Origin of the sequence: Pseudomonas sp. FEMGT703P, assembly GCF_002786345.1 — a bacterium.
In the GTDB taxonomy this organism is placed as follows: Bacteria; Pseudomonadota; Gammaproteobacteria; order Pseudomonadales; family Pseudomonadaceae; genus Aquipseudomonas; species Aquipseudomonas peli.
In genome coordinates, this window is the sequence record NZ_PGCM01000005.1 from 472,020 (window position 1) to 488,830 (window position 16,811).

General features: G+C 59.7%; 18 protein-coding genes and 1 other RNA gene. 15 read left to right on the forward strand and 4 right to left on the reverse strand.

Annotated elements, in window-relative coordinates; genetic code table 11:
• From rpsI to CUR33_RS06055, 6 genes are all read left to right on the forward strand, one after another.
• On the forward strand, positions 1-393 hold the full coding sequence (rpsI, locus tag CUR33_RS06030; RefSeq protein WP_090249150.1) for a 30S ribosomal protein S9: 393 nt from the start codon (positions 1-3) through the stop codon (positions 391-393).
• Between the two features lie 256 nt (positions 394-649).
• Positions 650-1,243 (forward strand): ubiquinol-cytochrome c reductase iron-sulfur subunit, encoded by a 594-nt coding sequence (gene petA, locus CUR33_RS06035; protein ID WP_090249148.1) that lies wholly within the window; start codon positions 650-652, stop codon positions 1,241-1,243.
• Positions 1,243-2,454, forward strand: a complete 1,212-nt coding sequence (locus CUR33_RS06040; RefSeq protein ID WP_167144272.1) for a cytochrome b — start codon at positions 1,243-1,245, stop codon at positions 2,452-2,454. Before petA ends, CUR33_RS06040 begins: the two co-directional genes overlap by 1 nt.
• Complete coding sequence (locus tag CUR33_RS06045; RefSeq protein ID WP_289239001.1) at positions 2,454-3,233, forward strand: cytochrome c1; 780 nt, start codon at positions 2,454-2,456, stop codon at positions 3,231-3,233. Before CUR33_RS06040 ends, CUR33_RS06045 begins: the two co-directional genes overlap by 1 nt.
• Positions 3,234-3,322: 89 nt before the next feature.
• Positions 3,323-3,940 carry a glutathione S-transferase N-terminal domain-containing protein gene (locus CUR33_RS06050; protein WP_289239002.1) on the forward strand — a complete coding sequence of 206 codons (618 nt, stop codon included), beginning with the start codon at positions 3,323-3,325 and terminating at the stop codon, positions 3,938-3,940.
• A 15-nt stretch (positions 3,941-3,955) separates the two neighbouring features.
• Positions 3,956-4,369, forward strand: coding sequence for a ClpXP protease specificity-enhancing factor (locus tag CUR33_RS06055; RefSeq protein ID WP_160085466.1), 414 nt, complete (start codon positions 3,956-3,958; stop codon positions 4,367-4,369).
• 65 nt (positions 4,370-4,434) lie between these two features.
• Here CUR33_RS06055 and CUR33_RS06060 read toward each other — a convergent pair whose 3' ends face one another.
• The 4 genes from CUR33_RS06060 to CUR33_RS06075 are packed head-to-tail and all read right to left on the reverse strand — an operon-like array spanning position 4,435 to position 7,771.
• On the reverse strand, positions 4,435-4,968 hold the full coding sequence (locus tag CUR33_RS06060; protein ID WP_160085465.1) for a BON domain-containing protein: 534 nt from the start codon (positions 4,966-4,968) through the stop codon (positions 4,435-4,437).
• Positions 4,965-5,558: a phosphoheptose isomerase gene (locus CUR33_RS06065; protein WP_090249136.1), complete on the reverse strand. Its 594-nt coding sequence runs from the start codon at positions 5,556-5,558 to the stop codon at positions 4,965-4,967. The genes CUR33_RS06060 and CUR33_RS06065 overlap by 4 nt, the downstream gene beginning before the upstream one ends.
• Positions 5,559-5,588: 30 nt before the next feature.
• Positions 5,589-5,963, reverse strand: coding sequence for a YraN family protein (locus CUR33_RS06070; RefSeq protein WP_289239003.1), 375 nt, complete (start codon positions 5,961-5,963; stop codon positions 5,589-5,591).
• Positions 5,960-7,771 carry a penicillin-binding protein activator gene (locus tag CUR33_RS06075; RefSeq protein ID WP_289239004.1) on the reverse strand — a complete coding sequence of 604 codons (1,812 nt, stop codon included), beginning with the start codon at positions 7,769-7,771 and terminating at the stop codon, positions 5,960-5,962. The genes CUR33_RS06070 and CUR33_RS06075 overlap by 4 nt, the downstream gene beginning before the upstream one ends.
• Before the next feature lie 124 nt (positions 7,772-7,895).
• Between CUR33_RS06075 and rsmI the strand changes: the two genes are divergently transcribed.
• The 9 genes from rsmI to mraY all read left to right on the forward strand — a co-directional run bounded on the left by rsmI (position 7,896) and on the right by mraY (position 16,810).
• Positions 7,896-8,768, forward strand: coding sequence for a 16S rRNA (cytidine(1402)-2'-O)-methyltransferase (gene rsmI, locus CUR33_RS06080; RefSeq protein WP_289239005.1), 873 nt, complete (start codon positions 7,896-7,898; stop codon positions 8,766-8,768).
• A 41-nt stretch (positions 8,769-8,809) separates the two neighbouring features.
• Positions 8,810-9,168, forward strand: an RNA gene (rnpB, locus tag CUR33_RS06085) — RNase P RNA component class A.
• A 308-nt stretch (positions 9,169-9,476) separates the two neighbouring features.
• Positions 9,477-9,932, forward strand: coding sequence for a division/cell wall cluster transcriptional repressor MraZ (gene mraZ, locus CUR33_RS06090; RefSeq protein WP_090249128.1), 456 nt, complete (start codon positions 9,477-9,479; stop codon positions 9,930-9,932).
• 2 nt (positions 9,933-9,934) lie between these two features.
• The gene (gene rsmH / locus CUR33_RS06095) at positions 9,935-10,876 is read left to right on the forward strand and encodes a 16S rRNA (cytosine(1402)-N(4))-methyltransferase RsmH (protein ID WP_282875051.1); all 942 of its coding nucleotides are present in this window, start codon (positions 9,935-9,937) and stop codon (positions 10,874-10,876) included.
• Positions 10,873-11,166, forward strand: coding sequence for a cell division protein FtsL (gene ftsL / locus CUR33_RS06100; RefSeq protein ID WP_090249124.1), 294 nt, complete (start codon positions 10,873-10,875; stop codon positions 11,164-11,166). Before rsmH ends, ftsL begins: the two co-directional genes overlap by 4 nt.
• Complete coding sequence (locus CUR33_RS06105) at positions 11,163-12,902, forward strand: peptidoglycan D,D-transpeptidase FtsI family protein (RefSeq protein ID WP_448703147.1); 1,740 nt, start codon at positions 11,163-11,165, stop codon at positions 12,900-12,902. The genes ftsL and CUR33_RS06105 overlap by 4 nt, the downstream gene beginning before the upstream one ends.
• The gene (locus tag CUR33_RS06110; RefSeq protein ID WP_289239006.1) at positions 12,902-14,365 is read left to right on the forward strand and encodes a UDP-N-acetylmuramoyl-L-alanyl-D-glutamate--2,6-diaminopimelate ligase; all 1,464 of its coding nucleotides are present in this window, start codon (positions 12,902-12,904) and stop codon (positions 14,363-14,365) included. The genes CUR33_RS06105 and CUR33_RS06110 overlap by 1 nt, the downstream gene beginning before the upstream one ends.
• A complete protein-coding gene (locus CUR33_RS06115) occupies positions 14,358-15,728 on the forward strand; it encodes a UDP-N-acetylmuramoyl-tripeptide--D-alanyl-D-alanine ligase (protein WP_289239007.1) in 1,371 nt (456 codons plus the stop codon). The genes CUR33_RS06110 and CUR33_RS06115 overlap by 8 nt, the downstream gene beginning before the upstream one ends.
• Positions 15,728-16,810 (forward strand): phospho-N-acetylmuramoyl-pentapeptide-transferase, encoded by a 1,083-nt coding sequence (mraY, locus tag CUR33_RS06120; RefSeq protein ID WP_167142529.1) that lies wholly within the window; start codon positions 15,728-15,730, stop codon positions 16,808-16,810. The genes CUR33_RS06115 and mraY overlap by 1 nt, the downstream gene beginning before the upstream one ends.
• Position 16,811: the final 1 nt, after the last annotated feature.

Genomic DNA, 16,811 nt, shown 5'->3' on the forward strand with positions numbered 1-16,811 from the left:
ATGTCGGCGACTCAAAATTACGGCACTGGCCGTCGCAAGACTGCAACCGCTCGCGTTTTCCTGCGTGCGGGCACTGGCAAAATCTCCATCAACAATCGCACTCTTGATGGTTTCTTCGGTCGCGAAACTGCCCGCATGGTAGTTCGTCAGCCGCTGGAACTGGTTGAGATGACCGAGAAGTTCGATATCTTCGTTACCGTAATCGGTGGCGGTGTAAGTGGCCAGGCTGGCGCAATCCGCCACGGCATCACTCGCGCCCTGATGGACTACGACGAAGCTCTGCGTCCTGCACTGCGTAAAGCTGGCTTCGTGACTCGCGACGCCCGTGAAGTTGAACGTAAGAAGGTTGGTCTGCGTAAAGCGCGTAAGCGTCCGCAGTACTCCAAGCGTTAATTCGCTACCTGCGTTCACGAAAACGCCCAGTTTCCTTTCGGAGCTGGGCGTTTTTTGTGGGCGATTATTTGCTCTGCGGCATCATGCCGCATCCGTGCACGCCGTGATTTGTAAGGGGTTGAGTCCGCTCTGGCTGGGTAATTACCTTGTCAGTAGAGGGGCTTTTCTTTACCATTTGGCAAATTTTTTGCGCGACTCGATTTTTACCTAGTATAGGCCTGACCAACAGGCCATAAAGCTGATGGGAGACGACTGAATGAGCAATGACGGCGTGAATGCAGGCCGGCGTCGCTTTCTAGTAGCGGCCACCTCTGTGGTGGGCGCTGCAGGAGCGGTGGGTGCCGCGGTCCCGTTCGTAGGGTCCTGGTTCCCAAGCGCCAAGGCTAAAGCTGCCGGAGCACCCGTGAAGGTGAACGTCAGCAAAATTGAGCCTGGCCAGCAGATGGTTGCTGAATGGCGAGGGCAGCCGGTGTTTATCGTGCGCCGTACCGAGGAAATCCTCAGTAACTTGGTGAAAATCGAGGGCCAGCTGGCTGACTTCGATTCCAAGGCGTCTGAGCAGCCAAGTTATGTCGACCCCAAAACCCGTTCGATCAAGCCGGAAGTGCTGTTGCTGGTAGGTCTGTGCACCCATCTGGGTTGTGCACCGTCTTTCCGTCCGGAAGTTGCACCTGCTGATCTGGGTGCTGACTGGGTTGGTGGTTACTTCTGCCCCTGCCACGGTTCGCGCTATGACCTGGCTGGCCGTGTGTACAAGGCTCAGCCTGCGCCCCTGAACCTGCCGGTGCCGCCGCACACGTATGAGTCGGATGATGTGATCATCATCGGTGTGGATCAGGAGAAAGCATGATGAGCAAATTCATGGAATGGGTCGATGCGCGCTTTCCCGCGACCAAAATGTGGGAAGACCATCTCTCCAAGTATTACGCGCCAAAGAACTTCAACTTCTTCTACTTTTTCGGCTCCCTGGCACTGCTGGTGCTGGTTAACCAGATCGTTACAGGTGTCTGGCTGACCATGAGTTACACGCCTTCGGCTGAACAGGCATTTGCCTCGGTCGAGTACATCATGCGTGACGTGGAGTACGGCTGGATCTTGCGCTACCTGCACTCCACCGGTGCTTCAGCGTTTTTCGTGGTGGTGTACCTGCACATGTTCCGCGGCCTGCTCTACGGTTCCTATCAGAAACCGCGTGAGTTGGTGTGGATCTTCGGCATGCTGATCTATCTGATGCTGATGGCAGAAGCCTTTATGGGCTACCTGCTGCCGTGGGGCCAGATGTCCTACTGGGGTGCCCAGGTAATCATCTCGCTGTTCGGTGCCATCCCAGTGATCGGTGCGGACCTGACTCAGTGGATTCGCGGTGACTACCTGATTTCCGGGATCACGCTGAACCGCTTCTTCGCCCTGCACGTGGTGGCCCTGCCGATTGTGATTCTCGGTCTGGTGGTGCTGCACATTCTGGCGTTGCACGAAGTTGGTTCGAACAACCCAGACGGCGTTGATATCAAGAAGAAGAAAGACGAGAACGGCATTCCGCTCGACGGCATCGCCTTCCATCCTTACTACACCGTGAAAGATATCGTCGGTGTGGTGGTGTTCCTGTTTATCTTCTGCTTCGTGATCTTCTTCTTCCCGGAAATGGGTGGTTATTTCCTCGAGAAGCCGAACTTCGAAGCCGCTAACCCATTCAAGACGCCTGAGCACATTGCTCCTGTTTGGTACTTCACTCCGTTCTACGCGATTCTGCGTGCGGTGCCAGACAAACTGCTGGGTGTAATTGCCATGGGTGCGGCTATTGCAGTGCTGTTCGTGCTGCCGTGGCTGGATCGTAGCCCGGTTAAATCGATGCGCTACAAGGGCTGGATGAGCAAGGTCTGGTTGCTGATCTTCTGTGTGTCTTTCGTGATTCTGGGTGTGCTGGGTGTACTGGCGCCGACACCAGGCCGTACGTTGCTGTCGCAGGTGTGTACCTTCCTGTACTTCGCGTACTTCATCCTGATGCCGTTCTATACCAAACTCGAGAAGACCAAACCGGTTCCGGAAAGGGTGACTGGCTGATGAAAAAGCTATTTGCTGCACTCGTAATTGCTGCAATGCCGGCCCTGGCTCTGGGTGCTGGTAGTGGTTATCCACTTGATAAAGTGGAAATCGACCTGACCGATAAAGCAGCCATGCAAGATGGTGCGCGTACCTTCGCGAACTACTGCATGGGTTGCCATTCTGCGCAATACCAGCGCTATGAGCGTGTTGCAGACGACTTGGGCGTTCCGCATGAAGTCATGCTGAACAACCTGGTGTTTACCGGCGCGAAGATTGGCGAGCACATGAACATCGGTATGAAGCCAGCCGATGCTAAAGCTTGGTTTGGTGCTGCTCCGCCGGATCTGACTCTGGTTGCGCGTGTGCGTGGCAATGACTGGTTGTACACCTACCTGCGCACGTTCTATGAAGATCCTGCGCGTCCGCTGGGTGCCAACAACAAGGTGTTCCCGAACGTCGGTATGCCGAACGTGTTGGTGGGCCTGCAGGGTCGCCAGTACATCGGTTGCAAGCAGGTTCAAGTGGTCGAAGACGGCAAGAAGATGTTCGATCCACTGACTGGCACGCCGATTACTCATGAAGCCTGCGACCAGCTGACCATCGAGCCGAAAACGGGTGCGTTGAGTCCGGAGGAGTTCGACGAGAAGATCCAGAACTTGGTGACCTTCCTCGCTTACTCGGCTAACCCGGTCAAACTGAAAAGTCAGCGCATCGGCACCTACGTGCTGCTGTATCTTGCCTTCTTCTTCGTATTCGCCTATCTGCTCAAGCGCGAGTACTGGAAGGACATACATTAATCCGTTGCATCTCCGCTGTTGACCTGCGCGCCCCTTTGGGCGCGCAGGTCTTTCTGCTTCACATAACTTTATAAGCGAGGAGGACCGCCATGGGCGTGACCAATCGGTTGGCCTGTTACTCCGACCCCGCCGACCACTATTCCCACCGTGTACGTATTGTGCTCGCCGAGAAGGGTGTAAGCGCCGAGATCATCAGTGTTGAAAAAGGTCGTTATCCGGCCAAGCTGCTTGAGGTTAACCCTTATGCCAGCCTGCCGACCTTGGTGGACCGCGATTTGGCACTGTATGAGTCGACTGTGGTAATGGAATACCTGGATGAGCGCTACCCGCATCCACCGTTGTTGCCGGTGTACCCGGTTGCGCGTGCCAATAGCCGTCTGTTGATCCATCGCATTCAGCGTGACTGGTGCGCGCAAGTGGACCTGATCCTCGATTCGCGTAGCAAAGAGCCGGCCCGTGCCCTGGCGCGCAAGGAGCTGCGTGAGAGCCTGACAGGGGTGTCGCCGTTGTTTGCCGATAAGGCGTATTTCCTCAGTGAGGAATTGAGTCTGGTGGACTGCTGTCTGCTGCCGATTCTTTGGCGTTTGCCGATTCTGGGGATAGAGTTGCCAAAGCCGGCCAAGCCTTTGCTGGACTACATGGATCGTCAGTTTGCTCGTGAAGCGTTCCAGGCCAGTCTGTCGCCTGTCGAACGTGATATGCGTTAACCCGAGGAGGTAGTGATGAAGTCGAGTCGTCCTTATCTGGTTCGTGCCCTCTATGAGTGGATCGTGGACAACGACTGCACCCCGCATTTACTGGTCAATGCCGAATTTGCCGGTGTGCAAGTGCCTACCGGCTTTGCCAGCGATGGTCAGATAGTCCTGAATGTCTCGCCGACCGCCGTGCGCAATTTGCACATGGATAATGAGGCCGTGAGCTTTGAGGGGCGTTTTTCCGGCGTGCCGCAAAGCCTGTATATCCCTGCGGCTGCGGTACTGGCGATTTATGCGCGGGAGAATGGTCAGGGCATGGTATTTGATGCCGAGTCGCCGATGCTTGAGGGTGGCGAGATCGACGATCCGGATGAGCAAAGCCCTCCGGATGATGAGCCGCCACGCCCCAGCGGCAGGCCCAGTCTTAAAGTGGTTAAGTAAATATAAAAAAGGCGATCCGAGGATCGCCTTTTTTATTGCTGCTATTCAGTTCGGCTGTAGAGCGATCAGTTGGTGTACTCGAACAGCTTCACAACTTTCTGCACCCCAGAGACGCTCTGCACCAAGTTGGTGGCATGACTGGCTTCCGCTTGCGAGACCAGACCGAGCATGTAGACGATGCCATTTTCGGTGATCACCTTGATGCGTGTGCCTGGCACGGCGCTGTCTGCCAGCATTTGGGTTTTGATTCGGCTGGTCAGCAATGAGTCATTGCTGCGCACCAGAAGTGAGGTGGGCTGCAGGACTTGCAGTTCGTTGTGCACCTTTTTCACATTGCCGACTCGGCGAGCAGCTTGCTCAGCCATGCCTTTGAGCTCGTTGCGCGGTGTCTGGCCGGCCAGGAGCACCACGCCGTTGTAGCTGGTGACGATGATGTGTGAGGTCGGGCTGGTCAGGTCGATGTGCGCGCGTGCCACGCTGGAGCTGACTTCCGAAGGAATGAACTGGTCGTCGATCTTGTTGCCGACACTGCGGTTGCCGCAGCCGGCCAGCGCAAGGGTCAGCGCCAAGGCGGCGAGGATTAATGGTGAGCGGGTCATTCTTCACTCCCAAACAGTTGGCTGTCGATCAGGTCGCACAGGCAGTGGATGGCCAGCAAGTGTACTTCCTGGATGCGTGCGGTGACTTTTGACGGTACGCGGATTTCCACGTCTTCCGGAAGCAGCAGTGAAGCCATGCCGCCGCCATCGCGACCGGTGAGGGCCACCACGGTCATCTCGCGGTCGTGAGCAGCTTGGATGGCTTGGATCACGTTGGCGGAGTTGCCGCTTGTGGAAATTGCCAGGAGCACGTCGCCAGGCTGACCGAGGGCACGAATCTGCTTGGAGAACACCTCGTTGTAGCTGTAATCGTTGGCGATCGAGGTGATGGTCGAGCTGTCAGTGGTCAGTGCGATGGCCGGTAGGCTTGGGCGTTCACGTTCGAAGCGGTTGAGCAGCTCCGAGGAGAAGTGCTGGGCGTCGCCGGCTGAGCCGCCGTTACCGCAGGAAAGGATCTTGCCTTCGCTCAGCAGTGCCTGAACCATGGCCTGGCTGCCCTGCTCGATAAAGGGGATGAGCACTTCCATGGCCTGCTGCTTGGTTTCAATGCTGGCTTGGAACAGGTGGCGAATACGGGCTTGCATGTCCATTAGGGGTCTAACCTTCAGTGTGGCTTCTGTTCAGGTATCAAAGGCGTTTTGAATCCAGTCCAGTTGCGCGGGGGCTTGGCTGTCGGCGGTTATGGCAATCACATCAAAACGGCATGGGTACTTGGCCCAGCGTGCTTCTTGTTGCAGAAAGTGCTGAGCGGCGCGGCTGAGTTTCTCACGTTTACGTGCATCCACGCTCTCGGCCGCGCCGCCCCAGGCGCTATGGCGCCGATAGCGAACTTCTACGAATACTACTGTATCGGCGTCGAGCATGACCAGATCGAGCTCGCCGACACGGCAGCGCCAGTTCTGTGCAAGCAGGCGCAAACCATGTTGTTCAAGATACTGCCGGGCTTGTGCCTCGGCAGCGTCTCCGCGTTGTTTCGTGCTGGTGCGCTCGCTCAATTGATGCTGTCGGGAAGCGGTTGAACCTGGCCGTCACGGAACTCGGCCCAGGGCAATTGCCGCTCGATGCGCTGGCTCGGATTCAGGCTCAGATTGCCGGACAGGCCTTGCAGGCGGGTATCGGGCAGGGCTTTTAGCTGATTGAGGCGTGGTGCCAGCAGGTAGGCGTCGGCGCCCATGGCATACAGGCGACCGAGGCTGCCACCAGCTTGAGGCCACTGTGTACTGGCTTGTTGGCGCAGCGGATCGTTGACATTGAGTAGCCATGGGGTTTCGCAGAACATGATGCCGTTGAGGTCGATGTACTGCGCCTGGTTGTAGGTGCCGGTAAACAAGTGCGACGTGGCATACACTGGCACATCACCAGCGTACTGGAAGGCCAGCGTAGGTTTGATCTGCTGAGCCTGCTGCGGCGTGGCAGCGAGGAAGATGAAGTCGACATCACGGCGGCGTGACGGAGCCGCGGCCACCGAAGTGCCCAGTGTGCTCTGCAGGCGCTTGCTGCGCGCTTCACTTTCGCGAAGTTGGAACAGGTCGGCGATCTGTCGGGCTAGTTCAACCGGTTGATCAACGTGTTCGGCGGCAATCAATGTACCGCCCTGGGCTTGCCAGCTCTGGCGGAAAGCAGCGAGTACGCGGTCACCCCATTCACCGTTGGGTACCAGCGCTACGGCGCGGCGCATGCCGTCTGCCCAGGCGCGGCGGGCGACTTCGCGGGCTTCGTCCTCGGCTGCTAGGCCGAATTGGAACAGTTGTGCAGGGCCTTCCTGGCTGCCTTCGCTGTAATTCAACGCGAGAGTTGTGATGGGCAACTGTTCACGGCTGCTTAGCTGGCTGACCAGGTTTTTCTCCAGCGGACCGATCACTAGCTGCACGCCACTGGCTTGGGCCTGGGTGTAGAAAGCGTCCATGGAGCCGATGCGCGAGCTGTCAAAAATCTGAATGTTCGGTGGGTTCTGCCCGGCTTGCTGCGCTTGATAGTGTGCTGCCAGGAATCCGTCGCGCAGAGCGCGAGCCACGCTGGCCAGTTGGCCATCTTGTGGCAGCAGCAAGGCGATCTCGGTCAGCGGTTGGCTGGAGAGCTTTTTCAGCTCGACCAGCGCCTGCGGCAGTTGCTGCGCGGCAGGGTGCTGTGGGTTGGTGGCAACCCAGGCATCAATAGCGCTTTGCTGCTGCTCCAGGGTGCCAGCGCTCTTGGATGCGCGGGCCAACTCCAGCCAGCCGTCGAGGTCAGCATCGCCGCTGGCTTGCAGTTCGCCTTGTGGCAGACTGGAAACCAGTGCCCAGATGGTTTCCTGGTTGGCTGTGGCACTGGCGCCACTCAGCAGTGGCGCGATATAGGCGCGCTCGCGCGCTGCGGCCAGGATTTGCCCGGTGGCCTGCAGGGCGTTCGCGCGTACCAGCTGGCTGCGTACCTGTTGTTCAACCGGTAGCTCGCCGAGACGTTCCATGCTCGGGTGGCTGAGGGCGCGCATGGCGGCCTTGGGTTTGTTGCGGCTCATGTCCAGCTCTGCGCGCAGGGTGCTGGCGTAGATCTGCTGGGCGGGCTTCAGGCTTTCCAGTTGCACTTGCTCCAGAATGCTGCTGGCGCGGGCTAAATCCTTCTGCTTATAGGCCAGGTCTGCCGCCGACAAGCGTAGTGCTGCGGCTTGCTCGATGGGGCTTTCGGCTGCTTGTTGCAGCAGCTGTTCAATGTTGGCTTGCGGCGTGCGCGGCAGCTCGCCCAGGTTCGATGAGGGCTGGCTGGCGCAGGCAGCGAGCAGGCCGGCAAGGCAGAGAATAGAGATGGGGCGCAGGCAGGCGATCATGTAAGCGTTCCTGATACTTGATCAAATTGAGCGTCGAATTGTACCCAAGCCCGCCGGGTGACGCGATGTCGAAGGTTGGAAACGGGCTACAATGCGCGCTTTGCTGATTTGAGAGGCCTGTGCTGTGACCACTTCCGCTGCTGCGAATTCGCCTTTAGGCAGTCTTTATGTGGTTGCTACACCCATTGGCAACCTGGATGACATCAGCGCGCGCGCGCTGACTATCCTGCGCAGCGTGGCTCTGATTGCTGCCGAAGACACCCGTCATTCCGCACGTCTGATGCAGCATTTTGGCATCGGTACGCCGCTGGCAGCCTGTCATGAGCATAACGAGCGCGATCAGGGCGGACGTTTTCTCGCGCGGCTGTTGGCGGGTGACGATGTGGCGCTGATCTCCGATGCCGGTACGCCGCTGATTTCCGATCCCGGTTATCACCTAGTGCGCCAGGCGCGCGCTGCCGGTATTACCGTGGTGCCCGTGCCGGGCGCCTGCGCACTGATTGCCGCGTTGTCTGCTGCAGGCTTGCCGTCGGATCGCTTTATTTTTGAAGGCTTTCTCCCCGCCAAGGCCGCAGGACGACGCGCGCGCTTGGAGCAGGTAAAGGAAGAGCCGCGCACGCTGATCTTCTATGAGGCGCCGCATCGCATTCTCGAATGCCTGCAGGATATGCAGTCGGTGTTTGGCGATGAGCGCCCCGCGTTGCTGGCGCGCGAGCTGACCAAGACTTTCGAGACGCTCAAGGGCATGCCGTTGGCTGAGCTAGCCGCTTGGGTGGCTGCCGACAGTAATCAACAGCGCGGCGAATGTGTGGTGCTGGTCGCGGGTTGGCAGGCGCCGGAAGGCGACGAGGCTGTCAGTGCCGAAGCCATGCGTGTGTTGAATCTGCTGTTGGCGGAAATGCCGCTGAAACGCGCAGCGGCGCTGGCGGCGGAGATCACCGGGGTGCGCAAGAACCTGCTCTATCAGGTGGCGCTGGAGCAGCAGAAAGACGTTTAAACCTTGTTCTATAGGGCGCGGGCCGTTAACCTTGCCCGCGGAGAGTCGATCGGACAGTCGCTGCCGTGTTGCGTTCTGCGTAATACGGGGGAGGAAAGTCCGGGCTCCATAGGGCGGAGTGCCAGGTAACGCCTGGGAGGCGTGAGCCTACGGAAAGTGCCACAGAAAATAACCGCCTAAGCGCTTCGGTGCCGGTAAGGGTGAAAAGGTGCGGTAAGAGCGCACCGCGCGACTGGTAACAGTTCGTGGCTAGGCAAACCCCACTCGGAGCAAGACCAAATAGGGTTCCATTGGCGTGGCCCGCGCTGGAACCGGGTAGGTTGCTAAAGGCGTGCAGTGATGTACGTCGTAGAGGAATGACTGTCCTCGACAGAACCCGGCTTACAGATCGACTCTCCACCTTCCTCATTTATCCGCTTCACTGTTTCACCCCCTTTCTAAGACCGAAAAAATCTTACTCTTAACAAACTACTTTAACTTCGTAGTTCAACGCGCTGCATATGCTCATTTTTATATCCATTTCTTCGCGTTATTTCTCCGTTTTGCCCCTCTCAAAGTTCGCTAAATCGCCGTTCTATAAGGATTTTTCCCGCCAAGCGTGCCTTGACGGTGGGGGGCGTGCGTTCCTATAGTGTGCGCGAGTGGTAAGAAGTGGCACAAAGTGGGTTTCTTAGGCACGGATAGCTAATAAAAAGGGGAAACGCGATCGTGTTTCGCGGAGCAAACGCCATCAGTCTCGACGCCAAAGGGCGACTCGCGATGCCAAGTCGGTATCGGGACGAGCTTGTGTCGCGTTGCGCCGGCCAGCTTATCGTCACGATCGATGCCATTGACCCCTGCCTGTGTGTCTATCCACTGTCCGAGTGGGAGCTGATTGAAGCCAAGCTCCGCGAGCTCGCCTCCTTCCGTGAAGAAAACCGCCGTCTGCAACGTTTGCTGATCGGCAACGCTGTTGACCTTGAGCTGGATGCCAGTGGTCGTTTCCTGGTGCCGCCACGTCTGCGCGAGTACGCCAAGCTGGACAAGCGCGCGATGCTGGTCGGCCAGCTCAATAAATTCCAACTGTGGGATGAAGATGCCTGGAATGCTGTGGCCGATGCCGATCTGGCCGCGATCAAGCAACCGGGTGCTTTGTCTGACGACCTACGTGACCTGATCCTGTGACCATGACTAGCAATTTCCGCCACATCACCGTGCTACTCGACGAGGCTGTCGAAGGGCTGGCTGTGCGCGCGAACGGTTGCTACCTGGATGGCACCTTCGGGCGTGGCGGGCATAGCCGGCTGATTTTGGAAAAGCTCGGGCCAGACGGTCGCTTGCTAGGGTTTGACAAGGATCCCCTGGCAATTGCGACGGGAGATGCGCTGGCGGCCGAAGACGGCCGCTTTGTCGTTGTGCAGCGCAGCTTTGCCGAGCTGGGTGACGAACTGGCACAGCGCGCTCTAGCAGGCAAAGTCAGCGGTGTTCTGTTGGACCTGGGCGTGTCGTCGCCGCAGCTGGATGACGCCGAGCGCGGCTTCAGCTTTATGAATGATGGCCCGCTGGACATGCGCATGAACCCGGACGCGGGCGTTAGCGCCGCCGATTTTATTGCCAGCGCCGCCGAAGAAGAAATCGCGCGCGTCTTCAAAGAGTACGGCGAAGAGCGCTTTGCCAAGCGCATGGCCCGTGCCGTGGTGTTGCGCCGCGCCGAGCAGCCGTTTACCCGCACCGCCGACCTGGCTCAGGTGCTGACCGTCGCCAATCCGGCCTGGGAAAAGGGCAAGAATCCGGCAACTCGCGCCTTCCAGGGCCTGCGCATCTATATCAACAATGAATTGGGTGATCTGGAAAGCGGCCTTGAAGCCGCTCTGGAGAACCTCGAAGTGGGCGGCCGCCTGGTGGTGATCAGCTTCCACTCGCTGGAAGATCGCATCGTCAAACTCTTTATGCGCAAGCATGCCAAGGGTGAGATGGACAAGCTGCCGCGCGATCTGCCGATCATCCCGAAAGCCTTCGAACCACGCTTGAAACTGATTGGTAAGCCGGTATTTGCCTCCGAAGCCGAGCTCGCAGCCAACCCGCGTTCGCGCAGTGCGGTGATGCGCATTGCAGAGAAAGTGCGATGAGCGCGCTATTCGCCAAGCCATTGCCCGGCGGCAGTCTGCTGATGCTGCTGTTGTTTGTGGCTGTGCTGGTATCTGCGGTGGGCGTTTCCTACAGCGCGCACTGGAACCGTCAGCTGCTTAATGAACTGTATGCCGAGCTCAGTGTGCGCGACAAAGCGCAGGCTGAATGGGGGCGCTTGATCCTCGAGCAAAGCACCTGGACCGCGCACAACCGTATCGAAGCCCTGGCCACTGAGCGCCTAAGCATGCGTATCCCTGATGCCGCCGAAGTGCGGATGGTGGCGCCATGATGGGCCTTGAAGGTGCACTCTACCCTTGGCGTTTCCGTCTGGTGCTGCTGCTACTGGCACTGATGGTGGGCGCGATTGCCTGGCGTATTGTCGACCTGCAAGTGTTCGATCAGAGCTTTCTGCAGGCCCATGGCGACGCGCGCAGCGTGCGGCATATCCCGATTCCGGCGCATCGCGGTTTGATTACCGACCGTAATGGTGAGCCTTTGGCTGTCAGTACCCCGGTGACCACCCTGTGGGCTAATGGCAAGGAACTGCAGAGCGGTAAGGCCAAGTGGGATGCCTTGGCGGCAGCCCTGGGGCAGGACCCCAAGACATTTTCCGCACGCCTGGCGGCTGCACACGAGCGCGAGTTCATGTACCTGGTGCGCGGGCTGACACCTGAGCAGGGTCAGCGCATTCTCGACCTGAAAATGCCGGGCGTGTATGGCATTGAAGAGTTCCGCCGCTTCTACCCAGCGGGTGAGGTGGCAGCCCATGTGGTGGGCTTTACCGACATTGATGACCGTGGCCGTGAAGGCATGGAACTAGCCTTCGAGGATTGGCTGGCTGGCGTGCCCGGTAAGCGCCAGGTGCTCAAGGATCGCCGCGGGCGGCTGATCAAAGACGTCCAGGTAGCTCAGAATGCCAAGGCCGGTAAGACCTTGGCATTGTCGATTGACCTGCGCCTGCAATACCTCGCACACCGCGAGCTGCGCAACGCCGTGACCGAGTTCGGTGCCAAAGCCGGCAGCCTGGTGCTACTCGATGTGCAGACCGGTGAAGTGCTGGCCATGGTCAATCAGCCGACCTACAACCCGAACAATCGCCGTAACCTGCAGCCGGCTGCTATGCGCAACCGCGCGATGATCGACGTGTTTGAGCCGGGTTCGACCGTTAAGCCGTTCTCCATCGCTGCCGCCCTCGGCTCGGGTCGCTGGACCCCGGAAATGACCGTAGACACCGCGCCCGGCAGCCTGCGCATCGGTCGCTACACCATCCGCGACGTATCGCGCGGTGGCGTGCTTAACCTCACCCAGATTCTGATGAAGTCGAGCAACGTCGGTATCAGCAAGGTGGCCTTCGATATCGGCGCCGAGCCGATTTACGCCGTGATGCAGCAAGTCGGCCTGGGCCAAGACACGGGTCTGAGCTTCCCCGGCGAGCGCGTTGGCAACCTGCCCAACTACCGCGTCTGGAAACAGGCCGAGACCGCTACTCTGGCTTACGGCTATGGCCTCTCGGTGACCGCCGTGCAACTGGCGCACGCCTACTCGGTGCTGGGCAACGACGGCAAGAACGTAAACCTGTCGATGGTGCGCCTGGATCGCCAGCCGGTTACTACCCAAGTCATTGACGAGCAGATCGCCAAGACCGTGCTTGGCATGCTCCAGTCCGTGGTTGAGGAGCCGGGCGGCGGTGGCGCGCGGGCCAAGGTGCCGGGCTACCACGTCGGCGGCAAAAGTGGCACTGCACGTAAAGCCGCAACCGGCAGCAAGGGCTATGTCGACAAGGCGTACCGCTCATTCTTCGCCGGCGTTGCGCCAATCGATAACCCGCGTATCGCCGCCGTGATCATGATCGACGAGCCGAGCGAAGGGGGCTACTACGGTGGCCTGGTTTCTGCTCCGGTATTCGGCAAGGTCATGGCTGGCGCACTGCGCTTGATGAATGTCGCCCCGGATAATCTGCCAGCACCTGAAGCCGTGAAGGTCGAAACCGCCGCTGCCGCACCCGTTAAAGGAGGGCGTATCTGATGCCCATGCCCCTTAATCAGTTACTGCCGCAAGCCGCCAGCTCGACACTGATTCGTGAATTGACCCTGGACAGCCGCAAGGTGCGTCCGGGTGACCTGTTTCTGGCCGTGCCCGGCACCCAGCAGGATGGGCGCGTGCACATCGCTGATGCGGTTGCCCGTGGCGCCGCCGCCGTGGCTTATGAAGCCGAAGGTGCCGCGGTGATGACCGCGCACAGCGCTGAATTGGTCGCGCTCAAGGGCCTGGCCAATCAGCTGTCGGCGATTGCTGGGCGCTTCTATGGCGAGCCAAGCCGTGGCCTGCATTTGATCGGTATTACGGGCACCAACGGCAAGACCAGCGTCAGCCAGTTATTGGCACAAGCCCTGGACCTGCTGGGCGAGCGCTGCGGCATCGTCGGCACCCTGGGCAATGGCTTTTATGGCGCGCTTGAACAGGGCCGTCATACCACGCCGGATCCGATCGGCGTGCAGGCGACATTGGCGGACATGAAAAACGCCGGCGCGCGCGCGGTGGCGATGGAAGTGTCGTCCCACGGCCTGCACCAGGGCCGCGTTGCGGCGCTGGCATTTGATGTGGCGGTGCTGACCAACCTGTCCCGTGATCACCTGGACTATCACGGCTCGATGCAAGCCTACGCCGAGGCGAAAGCCGCGTTGTTTGCCTGGTCGGGTCTGCGTTGCCGGGTGCTCAATCTGGACGATGCCTTTGGTCGTGAGTTGGCAGCTGCTGAGCACGAGTCGCGCCTGATCAGCTACAGCCTGAGCGATGCCGAAGCCTATCTGTATTGCCGCGATGCGCAGTTTGACGAGCAGGGCGTGCGCGCAACGCTGGTCACCCCGCGCGGCGAAGGTAGCCTGCGCAGCTCGCTGCTCGGGCGCTTCAATCTGAGCAACCTGCTGGCAGTGGTCGGCACGCTGCTGGGGCTGGATTACCCACTGGACGAAATTCTCCAGGTGCTGCCGCAGCTGAAAGGCCCTATCGGTCGTATGCAGCGTTTGGGGGGCGGCAAGCAGCCGCTGGTGGTGGTGGACTACGCACACACTCCGGATGCTTTGGAAAAAGTTCTCGAAGCCCTGCGTCCGCATGTTAAAGGCCGCCTGCTTTGCCTGTTCGGCTGTGGTGGCGACCGTGACAACGGTAAGCGCCCGCTGATGGCCGCGGTGGTTGAGCGTCTAGCCGATGCAGTGCTGGTCACCGATGACAATCCCCGCACCGAAGCGCCGGCAAAGATTTTCAGTGACATTCGAGCAGGTTTCGTCACACCTGAGGCCGTGCAGTTCGTCCATGGCCGTGGTCAGGCGATTGCTCAGCTAATCGCCAGCGCGTCTGCCGATGATGTACTGGTGCTGGCCGGTAAGGGGCATGAGGACTATCAGGAAATCAACGGCGTGCGTCAGCCATTCTCCGACCTGGTCGAAGCGGCCAACGCTTTGGCCGCATGGGAGGTGGCGCATGCTTAAGGCGCTGCGGTTGAGCGACGTGGCTGGTCCATTGAGCGCGCGGGTGATCGGCCCCGATGTGGCATTCAGCGCAGTTAGCAGCGACAGCCGGGCGATTCAGCCGGGCCAGCTATTCGTCGCCCTGGCCGGTCCGCGCTTTGATGGTCATGACTACCTGGCTGAAGTCGCCAGCAAAGGTGCTGTGGCGGCACTGGTCGAGCGTGAAGTGGCGGATGCGCCGCTACCGCAACTGCTGGTCGCCGATACCCGTCTGGCCCTGGGTCAGTTGGGTGCGCTCAATCGTCAGGCGTTCAACGCGCCTGTGGTGGCGATTACCGGCTCCAGCGGCAAGACCACAGTCAAGGAAATGCTCGCCAGCATCCTGCGCGAGGGCCTTCAAGGTCCGGTGCTGGCCACCCGTGGCAACCTGAATAACGACCTTGGCGCACCGCTGACCCTGCTGGAGCTGGCACCTGAGCATGTTGCAGGGGTGATCGAGCTGGGCGCCAACCATGTCGGCGAGATTGCCTACACCGTTGGCCTGACCCTGCCGCAAGTGGCCGTGCTGAATAATGCCGGGACTGCGCATGTCGGCGAATTCGGCGGCCCTGAGAAAATTGTTGAAGCCAAGGGCGAGATACTCGAAGGCCTGAGCGAAAGCGGTGTGGCCGTGCTCAACCTTGATGATCGGGCCTTTGCCATCTGGCAGCAGCGCGCCAAAGGTCGCCGCGTCAGCAGTTTCGCCCTGGTTAATCCGGCGGCTGACGTTTATGCCAGCGAACTGGCCCGCGACGCCCGTGGCTGCTCAGCCTTTACCCTGCATTGCGCCTGCGGCCAGGCACGTATTCAGCTCAACTTGCTCGGCGAACACAACGTCGCTAATGCCCTGGCTGCTGCTGCGGCTGCCCAGGCGCTGGGCCTGGTCCCTGCGGCGATCAAGGCCGGGCTGGAAAGTCTGCAACCGGTCAAAGGCCGCGCCGTTGCGCAGATTGCGCCGAACGGCCTGCGGGTGATCGACGACAGCTACAACGCCAATCCGACATCCGTCTGCGCAGCCATCGATATCCTGGCCGGTTTTCCTGGCCGCCGTGTGCTGGTGCTGGGCGATATCGGCGAGCTGGGCGCGTGGGCCGAGCAGGGCCATCGCCAGGTCGGCAGCTATGCGCTCGGTAAGGTTGATGCTGTGTATGCCGTTGGTCCGCTGATGGCGTATGCCATTGAAGAATTCGGCACACAGGGTCGGCATTTTGCCGACCAGGCCAGCCTGATTGCTGCGCTGCAAGGCGAGCAGGGCGACACCACCCTTCTAATTAAAGGTTCACGCAGTGCGGCGATGGAAAAAATCGTCGCGGCGCTGTGTGGCACATCCGGGGAGATTCACTAATGCTGCTGCTGCTGGCGGAGTACCTGCAACAGTTCCACAAGGGTTTCGCAGTGTTTCAGTACCTGACACTGCGCGGCATCCTCGGCGTGCTTACCGCCCTGGCCCTGTCGTTGTGGCTGGGCCCGTGGATGATCCGCACCCTGCAGATTCGTCAGATCGGCCAGTCGGTACGTAACGACGGCCCGCAGTCGCACCTGTCGAAGAAAGGCACTCCAACCATGGGTGGCGCGCTGATTCTCTCGGCCATCGCCGTCAGCACCCTGCTCTGGGCTGACCTGTCCAACCGCTACGTCTGGGTGGTGCTGGCCGTAACCCTGCTGTTCGGCGCCATCGGCTGGGTGGATGACTACCGCAAGGTGATCGAGAAGAACTCCAAAGGGCTGCCGAGCCGCTGGAAATACTTCTGGCAGTCGGTGTTCGGCCTCGGTGCTGCGTTCTTTCTTTATATGACCGCGCAGAGCCCGGTGGAAACCACCCTGATTCTGCCGATGCTCAAGGACTTCAGCCTGGAGCTGGGCCTGGGCTTCGTGGTGCTGACCTACTTCGTGATCGTCGGCTCGAGCAACGCAGTAAACCTGACTGACGGCCTTGATGGCCTGGCCATTCTGCCTACCGTAATGGTCGGCGGCGCCCTGGGGATCTTCTGCTACCTGTCGGGCAACGTGAAGTTCGCCGAATACCTGTTTATTCCCTACGTGCCGGGTGCGGGTGAGCTGATTGTCTTCTGCGCCGCCTTGGTGGGTGCTGGCCTCGGTTTTCTCTGGTTCAACACCTACCCGGCGCAAGTGTTTATGGGCGATGTCGGCGCGCTGGCGCTGGGCGCGGCCCTGGGCACTATCGCGGTGATCGTCCGTCAGGAAGTGGTGCTGTTCATCATGGGCGGCATCTTCGTGGTGGAAACCCTGTCGGTGATCATCCAGGTCGCCAGCTTCAAACTGACCGGCAAGCGCGTGTTCCGCATGGCGCCGATCCATCACCACTTTGAACTGAAAGGCTGGCCTGAGCCGCGCGTGATTGTGCGCTTCTGGATCATCACCGTGATTCTGGTGCTGATAGGCCTTGCCACCCTGAAACTGCGTTGAG

Bases quoted from the DNA above. Each gene is read 5' to 3' on its own strand.
- petA (WP_090249148.1), top strand. From the start codon at position 650: ATGAGCAATGACGGCGTGAATGCAGGCCGGCGTCGCTTTCTAGTAGCG.
- CUR33_RS06105 (WP_448703147.1), top strand. From the start codon at position 11,163: ATGATGGGCCTTGAAGGTGCACTCTACCCTTGGCGTTTCCGTCTGGTG.
- CUR33_RS06040 (WP_167144272.1), top strand. From the start codon at position 1,243: ATGAGCAAATTCATGGAATGGGTCGATGCGCGCTTTCCCGCGACCAAA.
- CUR33_RS06065 (WP_090249136.1), bottom strand. From the start codon at position 5,558: ATGGACATGCAAGCCCGTATTCGCCACCTGTTCCAAGCCAGCATTGAA.
- mraY (WP_167142529.1), top strand. From the start codon at position 15,728: ATGCTGCTGCTGCTGGCGGAGTACCTGCAACAGTTCCACAAGGGTTTC.
- ftsL (WP_090249124.1), top strand. From the start codon at position 10,873: ATGAGCGCGCTATTCGCCAAGCCATTGCCCGGCGGCAGTCTGCTGATG.
- rpsI (WP_090249150.1), top strand. From the start codon at position 1: ATGTCGGCGACTCAAAATTACGGCACTGGCCGTCGCAAGACTGCAACC.
- CUR33_RS06115 (WP_289239007.1), top strand. From the start codon at position 14,358: ATGCTTAAGGCGCTGCGGTTGAGCGACGTGGCTGGTCCATTGAGCGCG.
- CUR33_RS06075 (WP_289239004.1), bottom strand. From the start codon at position 7,771: ATGATCGCCTGCCTGCGCCCCATCTCTATTCTCTGCCTTGCCGGCCTG.
- CUR33_RS06060 (WP_160085465.1), bottom strand. From the start codon at position 4,968: ATGACCCGCTCACCATTAATCCTCGCCGCCTTGGCGCTGACCCTTGCG.
- CUR33_RS06045 (WP_289239001.1), top strand. From the start codon at position 2,454: ATGAAAAAGCTATTTGCTGCACTCGTAATTGCTGCAATGCCGGCCCTG.
- CUR33_RS06055 (WP_160085466.1), top strand. From the start codon at position 3,956: ATGAAGTCGAGTCGTCCTTATCTGGTTCGTGCCCTCTATGAGTGGATC.
- CUR33_RS06050 (WP_289239002.1), top strand. From the start codon at position 3,323: ATGGGCGTGACCAATCGGTTGGCCTGTTACTCCGACCCCGCCGACCAC.
- CUR33_RS06110 (WP_289239006.1), top strand. From the start codon at position 12,902: ATGCCCATGCCCCTTAATCAGTTACTGCCGCAAGCCGCCAGCTCGACA.
- rsmH (WP_282875051.1), top strand. From the start codon at position 9,935: ATGACTAGCAATTTCCGCCACATCACCGTGCTACTCGACGAGGCTGTC.